At 44.8% G+C, this 2,281-nt stretch carries 2 protein-coding genes; both read left to right on the top strand.

The features are described from left to right. Positions 1-171: 171 nt before the first annotated feature. Complete coding sequence (locus OKC27_RS22585) at positions 172-1,374, top strand: GAF domain-containing protein (protein WP_270806740.1); 1,203 nt, start codon at positions 172-174, stop codon at positions 1,372-1,374. Then, positions 1,349-1,924 (top strand): biliverdin-producing heme oxygenase, encoded by a 576-nt coding sequence (locus OKC27_RS22590; RefSeq protein ID WP_069785370.1) that lies wholly within the window; start codon positions 1,349-1,351, stop codon positions 1,922-1,924. Before OKC27_RS22585 ends, OKC27_RS22590 begins: the two co-directional genes overlap by 26 nt. Positions 1,925-2,281 lie beyond the last annotated feature (357 nt).

A 2,281-nucleotide genomic window follows, 5' to 3' on the forward strand; every position in this document is an offset into this window, starting at 1 on the left:
CGGGGTGACGTGAGCGCGTTAAGGATCAGGGTGTTCACGTTGGCCGGAATGGCTGTTCAACTTCGCCGGAATACGCACCGGCTGGAATGACGACTATCGGGCTCAGTTATTCTTTGGTTAAAATATCAACAAAGTGTGCTCCCGCCCTGGGGCTTTAATGGCTATATCTTGATGACAAAAAGTAAAAACAAAAGCATTATTTATGAGTTTTACCCGAGTGATATCAAGCACAATAACGTTATATGCACGCGCTTTGATTTTTTAGAAAAGCCTAATTCAGACAGTAAATTGTCATGGCTGCAAAAACGGTTAGTTGATTATATTTCTGAAGCGACTGGTTTTGAGCGGGTGATTTATTATCAGTTTATGCACAATGGCGATGGTGAAGTAATTCATGAGTCAGTGTCATCATCACATATTGGCTCTTACATTGGATTACGCTTTCCAGCCAGTGATATTCCACGCATTGCTCGCGATCTCTATGTCTTAAACCCTTGGCGTTATATTTATAATGCACCCGATATAACCACGCCAGTTGTCGGTATTACCCCTTCTGCGCCTGATTTAACCTATGCCTCGTTGCGCAGTGTCTCGCCGGTGCATGTTGTGTATATGGGAAATATGGGGGTGAATACCTCAATCTCTTTTCCTGTGATATTACATGGTGAATTGGCGGCGTTAATTACCTGTCACCATTCAACGCCACATTATATTGAGCTACCAATGTTGGAAGAAATTAGCTCACATGTTCAACATTATTCGATGATGCAGTCATCGTATCTAGCGCAAAAAAAAATAAATTTACTCGATGGGCTTGGTCGTTGGAAAGCCGACACGCGCATTAAATTATTTAAAATGATTGATGACACAAACCAATGGGCGGAATTAGCCATTTGGTTAATGGATTCTTTTTCAGCATCCGGCATTATGTTCTGTGTGAATGATAATTATTGGGGCTATGGCGCGATTCCCAATGAAGAAGCCTTTGCCGTTCTTGATGACTATTTTGTGCACTCAAAAATACAGATTTGGAGCGAGCACGCCTTATCGAAATCATTTAAATCGATTCTGTTATCACCGCTCGCTGGCGTATTAGGCGTCACGGGAATGGCGGACGCAAAGTGTCATGTTCGCCTGCTGTTATTTCGCAATGAGCACATTGAAAGTATTTCATGGGGTGGCAACCCGAATAAACCAACGAATTCGCACGATGGCGCTATTGGTATTTCGCCACGCATTTCATTTGAAAAATGGGTTGAAAAAACAGTCGGTAAATCGAAAGTGTGGAGTCAAAAGAACCAGCTCCAAGCCCTTAAGTTACGAGAACTATTATTAGAGGTTGAGCGATATGTCCAACAATCTGGAACAATTTAGACAAGGTTTAAAAAAAGCCCATGCTGATTTGGAAATGGAGCCGCCGTTTCGTGCGGTATCCGGCCATACGGTGACTATGGCGGATGTAAAAAACTTTCTCTCTATTTTGCATCGTTTTTATCAAGCCGCCGATAACCACATCATTCATTCCCCCTTTGCGATTGATGGGCTCTATCAGCGCCGCGCTGATCTATTGGCTGAAGATATTAAAAACATCGGCGGCGAGCCCGTGTTTACGGGGGCGTGTGATGTGGCTATGCCTGCCATTGATAGCGAAGCGCAGTGGTTGGGTGTGGTTTATACCATCGAAGGCTCTGCGGCGGGTGGGCGTTATCTGTTGCGGCATTTACGACATCAATTGCAAGAGAACCTTGGGGCCTGCACCTCGTTCTTTACGACGATTTCGGCAAGTTATGAAACGCATTGGCCGAAAGTCATCGCTGCTTTTAATGAAAAAGTGAACACTGATAGCGATGTTGAACACGCGATCTCTGCTGGGGTGAGCGTTTTTGACGATTTGGTGCTGATCTCAAAACGCTTACCTGTGTAACGGGCCTTTTCACGGGTTTCCTCGATACAGATCTTTCCTTAATACTGCTATCTCCTCGATCTTTCCCTGCATGTTGGCATTGGTTATGGCCAACATGTTGGATCGGCGTGCCACACAACGTTGAGCCACTTCACAAAGCTGACATTGTAACAGTTCACTGGGACTACGTTGACAACAACAACTCTTGCTGAATTGGATAAACTGTCTTTTCTATGCAGGCTTTCACGATGGTCCGTAACCATTCCTGAGGACAACGTTTCAGTCGCTTCGCTGTCTCCACTCAGGGCGGGATCGCACTTTGTTAATGAAATTTGAACAGGCAGATCGTCTGTGATCTAATCGCGTCTCCATGCAGGA

This window comes from Aeromonas sp. QDB62, from assembly GCF_027705695.1.
GTDB lineage: Bacteria > Pseudomonadota > Gammaproteobacteria > Enterobacterales > Aeromonadaceae > Aeromonas > Aeromonas allosaccharophila.